Annotated in this window: 1 protein-coding gene; it reads left to right on the forward strand. The window is 60.1% G+C overall.

Translation table 11 applies throughout. The features are described from left to right. The first annotated feature begins 23 nt into the window (after nt 1-23). Nucleotides 24-1,115, forward strand: a complete 1,092-nt coding sequence (locus ACPXB3_RS22375) for an IS630 family transposase (protein WP_425729838.1) — start codon at nt 24-26, stop codon at nt 1,113-1,115.

The following is a 1,115-nucleotide window of genomic DNA, read 5'->3' on the forward strand; positions in this document are numbered from 1 at the left end:
TTGAATATGTTGTAGGGTTGGGTATGGCACGCACTGGACGCCCAAAAGCCGCTTTGACGTTGACCGACGAGGAGCGTGAACAGTTGGCGCGTTGGGCTCGGCGGCGAACCTCGTCGCAAGCGCTGGCGTTGCGATCGAGGATTGTGCTTGGGTGCGCAGAAGGGTTGAGCAACAAGGATGTTGCGGCCAGGGTGGGTGTGTCGCAGCCGACGGTCGGCAAATGGCGGTCCCGGTTCATTGACAGTCGCCTGGATGGGTTGGTCGATGATCCGCGACCGGGTAGGCCGGCGACGGTCACCGTCGACCAGGTCGAAGACGTGGTGATCTCGACGTTGGAGACGACACCGGCCAATGCCACTCATTGGTCACGGAAGAAGATGGCCGAGCGGACCGGGCTGAGCAAGTCGACGATCGGTCGGATCTGGAAGACGTTCGAGATCAAGCCGCACCGGGCTGAGGGGTTCAAACTATCCAACGATCCGCTGTTCGTCGAGAAGGTCTACGACGTCGTCGGGCTGTATCTGAACCCACCCGAGCATGCAGTGGTCCTCAGCGTCGACGAGAAGTCTCAAGTGCAGGCGTTGGGCCGGTCGCAGCCGGCGTTTCCGATGATGCCGGGGATGCCGGAGAAACGCACCCACGACTACATTCGCAACGGGACGACAAGTCTTTTCGCGGCGTTCAATGTCGTTGACGGCACCGTGATCTCGGCGACGCACCGCAGGCATCGAGCCGTCGAATTCAAGAAGTTCCTGGCCAAGATCGACGCTGAAGTTCCCGACGGGCTCGACGTGCATCTCGTGTGCGACAACTACGGCACCCACAAGCACCCCACGATCGCCACCTGGCTGGCCAAGCATCCGCGATTCCACATGCATTTCACCCCGACCTACTCGTCATGGCTCAACCAGGTCGAGCGGTTCTTCGCCGAGGTCACTCGGGACTTACTGCAACGCTCACACCATCGCAGTGTCCAGGCACTGGAGAAAGACCTCCGCCAATGGGTCGCAGCATGGAACGAGAACCCGAAACCATTCATGTGGACCAAGACCGCCGAAGAGATACTCGAATCCCTCGGCAGACTTCTAAAACGAATTAACGGCGCGGGACACTAG

Source organism: Gordonia sp. DT219 (assembly GCF_049847065.1).
Taxonomy (GTDB): domain Bacteria; phylum Actinomycetota; class Actinomycetes; order Mycobacteriales; family Mycobacteriaceae; genus Gordonia.